This is a genomic window from Candidatus Hydrothermales bacterium, assembly GCA_039630235.1.
GTDB lineage: Bacteria > Hydrothermota > Hydrothermia > Hydrothermales > JAJRUZ01 > JBCNVI01.
On the sequence record JBCNVI010000009.1, the window covers coordinates 46,655 to 50,888 of the forward strand.

The following is a 4,234-nucleotide window of genomic DNA, read 5'->3' on the forward strand; positions in this document are numbered from 1 at the left end:
AGGAAGAGTAAACCGTATAGATACACCTTTTGATAAAATTTATATTTTTAACTTTTTCCCGACTAAACAGGCAGACACTGAAATTGAACTTACAAATATTGCTCGTTCAAAGATAGAGGCATTTTTAACTCTTCTTGGAGGTGATTCAGCTATTCTTACAGAGTGAGAGCCTGTTGCTTCTCATGAGTTATTTGATAAGCTTATATCAAAAAAGACCATAACTGAAGAGAACGAAGTTGAAGAAAGTGAACTTAAATACCTGAGAGTTATTGAAGAGATTAGGGATAAAGATCCTGAACTTTTTGAAAGGATAAAGCAACTTCCTAAAAAAGCTCGTTCCGCAAAGAAATTTAATGAAAGTTTAAAGGGAATTTCAGAGCCTAACTCTCTTATAACGTTTTTTGGAAAAGGTAAACTTATGAAATTCTTTATATCAGGGAAAAAGGGGACATTTGAACTTGATTTTCTGACAGCAGCAAAAATTCTTGAAAGCTCAGTTAATGAAAAGGTTGAAACACTTCCTCTTCATGAGTATTGTGACCTTCTCTATAAGAATAAAATTGCCTTTTTAAACGCCACGACTAAGAAAAAAGTTGAGAGTAGTGAAAGGAGAGGTTCTAATAGTGAAAAAGAGTTATTAAAGATTCTTAAGGCTGTACAAAAAAATAGTAAGCAGTTAACTGAGGATCAGGAGGAATATATAAAGAGAGTTATTATGAGGCTTGAGGAGGGTGCTTTACCTAAAAAGACAATCAAAAGAGTATTAAAGGCACTTCAAAAATTTAATATTAACGAAATACAAAATCCTCTGAATGTGATAAGTGTCCTACAGAAAGAAATATCATCTGAATTTCTTAAGGGCTATTATGCGGAAGTTACCGGAGTGACAGAGAGTAAAAGAGAGGTAATTTTATCGCTCTATTTAAGTTAGCAAGATAATGAGGATGTTCGGGGAGGTAAAAAATAAGCTGATAGGGTTAATTTCCCGTTTAAAGAAAATATGGTATCAAAGAAATTTGTAAAAAGTTTTTATTAAGGATTTATGGAGAATTGGAGAGTGAGTAGAAGGCGCAGTGGGTTAATAGATAAAATAGCCATAGAGAATTATGGTATGGTCACAGAATTGTTGAAAAAATGAGAGAAAAGAGAATTTTCAGGCTTTACAAAAGACAAAACGGAGAAGTTGAGAGAGCTTTAAAAATGTTAAATTTTGGATCTAAATTATCTATTCAAAATATATCCCTTGAAAAATTACGTTTAAAAAAATTAAAATTAACGGGGCAAAAGGAGGAATGAACAGGGAGCAAGCAAAAAGACTAATAATTGAAACCTTTGAGGATGCTTTGATAAGAATAAGTTTTGCTATTTTCTCAGAAATTTGGTTAAATCCCATGAAGAAGAAACTCTCGTAATTTACGGAAGCTTTCTTCCTGATGCTTTTAGTTCTCACATAGATTCACTGGAAAGAATTGGTATATACTCCCGTGATGATAAAGAAATAGATTTACTTATAGTTCAGCTAAAAAAGGAGACTTCTCTTGAAAGAGCAAGAACTATGCAGAGGAACTTTGTGGCCTGGTATCTAAAAAATAGTAGTGATTTAAGGTTAAAGGATGCTGCGCTTGTAGCCTTTGTATCACCTAATAAAGAAGATTGGCGCTTCTCTCTTGTAAGGATGGATTATCGTTTTGTAGAGACAAAAGATGGCAAGGTATAGGTCAAGGAGGAGTTCACGCCTGCGAAAAGATACTCATTTTAGTTGGGAAAAATGAAAAAAGTCATACTGCTCAAAGTAGACTTTTACCTATTCTTGAAAGTGACAGAAAGCCAACTCTTGAAGAGTTAGAGGAAGCCTTCAGTGTTGAGGCTGTTACTAGAGAATTTTTTGAAGCTTATAAATATGCTATAAACGAGGTGATAATAAAATCACTTGACAAGAGGGTTGATTATAATAAGCGTCACTCTTTTGCTCCACTTCTTTTATCAAGGATCCTATTTATTTACTTCTTGCAACGCAAAAAATGGTTGAAATGGAAAAACTATGAGCAAGATGTAACTACTTAAGAAATCTATATCTAAAATACAAAGAGTATGTGAAGAAAAACAGGCACAAGGAAAATACGTTTTATTCTTCCTGGCTCTCCAGTCTCTTCTTTGGAGCGTTTAATAGAAAATCTCATCTTATTTCAAAGGATTTACCTGAGGATATACAGGAGTCTTTCAGGATTATGCCTTATTTAAATGGTGGTCTTTTTACCAAAACAGAACTGGATGAACTTGGTTTAGATGTTCCCGATGAGGTTTTTGAGTGGCTATTTGAGCCTGATGCTACCGGAAAGGATAAAGGAAAGGGATTTTTGAAAATATTCAACTTTACCGTTAATGAGTCTTTACCTATAGACGTTGAAGTTGCTGTTGACACTGAGATGCTTGGTAAGGTCTACGAATCCTTAATTGCTGAAGAGGAGAGAGGTGCTACTGGTATTTTCTATACATACCCAAGAACTGAAATTGATTTTATGGGTAGAATGTCTCTTGTTGAATATCTTGCTAGCGAAACAGGGATTGATAAGGAAAAGATTATAAATTTTGTTTTTGATTCACGCAATAAAATTGAAAATTTTTCAAAGGAGGATTTGGCCAAGATAAGATCTAAACTGGACAGAGTAAAGATTGTTGACCCTGCTGTTGGTTCTGCTTCTTTTTTGGTAGGTATGATGAATATTCTCGTGGAACTCCGCACCCTATTGACTAAGAAAATTGAAGGTAGGGATGAGAATATATTTGCTTTAAAAGAGAGAATTATTCAGGAAAACCTTTATGGTGTGGATGTAAAGGACTGGGCTGTAATGGTAGGGGAGTTAAGGTTTTGGTTGTCTTTGATAATTGAGACTGAAGAAAAATATATGGATATTTATACAAAGCCACTTTTGTCTAATTTATCATTTAAAATTCGGCAAGGTGATTCACTGGTTGAGAAAATTGTTGGAATACAAGTAAGTTTAAGGGGTGAATTTTGGAGGTATTTACCGAAGAGTATAGAGTATAAAATAAGAGAGCTAATTGATCGTAAAAATGCTTTCTTTTCCGGAGAAAGAAGTGCAGACTTAAGGGAAATTAAAGAGATTGAAAAATTGGAACACGAAATCTTTACGGAGATAATATCTTCGAAAATGAAAGAGTTATTAAACCAGTATAGTCGTTTGGATAATGAAAAAAAGCAGTTAAAGGAGCAGAAGGACTTATTCGGTAAAGAGGATACAAAATTTAAGGAAAAGATAAAAGAAATAGAGTTAAAAATGAAGGAATTATTGGAGGAAAAGGAAAAATATGAAATTACACTGCAAAATCTTAAAAAGAAAACTCAGAAAGATTATTTTCTCTGGGAGGTGGATTTTGCAGAGGTCTTTGCAGAAAAGGGTGGTTTTGACATAGTAATAGGAAATCCACCCTATGTAAGGCAGGAGTTAATTGCCCCGCCTCTTGAAGATAAAAATAAATACAGTGATGAAGAATGGAAAAAAATAAAGGCCCAATATAAAGAAAAACTTATTTCATCAGTTAAAAACATATGGAGGGATGTTAAAAAGATAGATAAAAAGAGTGATCTTTATGTGTATTTTTACTATCATGGGCTTTCGCTTTTGAGGGATGGAGGGCTCTTTTGTTTTATAAATTCTAATGCTTGGCTTGATGTTGGTTATGGTGCAGGGCTTCAGGAATTTTTGTTAAAAAATATGAGGCCGATTTACGTTATTGATAATCTAAAAAGACGCACATTTAAAGAGTCAGATGTAAATACTGTGATAGTTGTTATTCAGAAACTACAGGAAAAATTACAGGACTATACCATAAAATTCGTGGCTTTCAAAAAACTATTTGAGGATGTTATTAATGCTGAAGTAATAAAAAGAATTGAAAGAGCAAGGCAACTAATCCTTGATGATGAAGATTTCAAGATATTTCCAGTAACTAAAAAAGAACTACTTATTGAAGGTGTTGAAATCAATAAAGAATAGTCTCAGCAAGAATTAAAATTAGAACCAGAATATCTTCCCTATAAAGGCAGCAAATGGGGTGGAAAATATTTAAGAGCTCCTGAGATTTATTTTAAGATTATAGAAAAAGGAAAAGATAAGTTAATAAGGTTAGGAGATATAGCAGAAGTAAGACGAGGCTTTACAACTGGAGCTAATGAATTCTTTTACTTAAAACCAATTGGAATGACAGTTAA

The 4,234-nt window shown here is 33.3% G+C and carries 4 protein-coding genes; all 4 read left to right on the top strand.

Going from position 1 to position 4,234, the window contains the following annotated elements:
- The first annotated feature begins 418 nt into the window (after positions 1–418).
- On the top strand, positions 419–931 hold the full coding sequence (locus tag ABDH49_08015) for a hypothetical protein (protein MEN3046903.1): 513 nt from the start codon (positions 419–421) through the stop codon (positions 929–931).
- A gap of 447 nt (positions 932–1,378) precedes the next feature.
- Positions 1,379–1,717 carry a hypothetical protein gene (locus tag ABDH49_08020; GenBank protein ID MEN3046904.1) on the top strand — a complete coding sequence of 113 codons (339 nt, stop codon included), beginning with the start codon at positions 1,379–1,381 and terminating at the stop codon, positions 1,715–1,717.
- Positions 1,654–2,064: a hypothetical protein gene (locus ABDH49_08025; GenBank protein MEN3046905.1), complete on the top strand. Its 411-nt coding sequence runs from the start codon at positions 1,654–1,656 to the stop codon at positions 2,062–2,064. Before ABDH49_08020 ends, ABDH49_08025 begins: the two co-directional genes overlap by 64 nt.
- A 164-nt stretch (positions 2,065–2,228) precedes the next feature.
- A complete protein-coding gene (locus tag ABDH49_08030) occupies positions 2,229–4,019 on the top strand; it encodes a DNA methyltransferase (GenBank protein MEN3046906.1) in 1,791 nt (596 codons plus the stop codon).
- The last annotated feature ends 215 nt before the right edge of the window (positions 4,020–4,234 follow it).